This is a genomic window from Streptomyces sp. NH27 (assembly GCF_056859195.1).
The window spans coordinates 1-395 of record NZ_JACEGK010001119.1; the positions used below are offsets into that span (position 1 = coordinate 1).

Below are 395 nucleotides of genomic sequence, written 5' to 3' on the forward strand. Positions count from 1 at the left end.
CGTCTACCCCGACGGCACCACCCAGCCGGACACCTCCAGCCTCAACTTCCCGGCGAAGACCACCATCCCGAACCTGGTGACGGTGCCGGTGGTCAACGGCAAGGTCGACTTCTACAACTCGGCCGGCAGCGTCAACCTGCTCGCCGACGTCACCGGCTACTACGCGGCGAGCGGTTCGCTCTTCCACTCCACCGGGCCGACGCGGCTGATGGACACTCGCAACGGCACCGGCGGCGTCAAGGGCGCGGTCGGCGGCGGCAAGACCGTCACCCTGCCGCTCACCGGCCACGGCGGCCTGCCCGCGAGCGGGGTCACGGCGGTGGTCATGAACGACACCGCGGTCAGCCCCACCACCACCGGCCACGTCATCGTCTACCCCGACGGCACCACGCGGC

1 pseudogene is annotated in these 395 nt (G+C 70.9%); it reads left to right on the top strand.

From position 1 onward, the window contains the following. Positions 1–395: pseudogene (locus AC13HU_RS38320) on the top strand (PKD domain-containing protein); the annotation flags it as partial.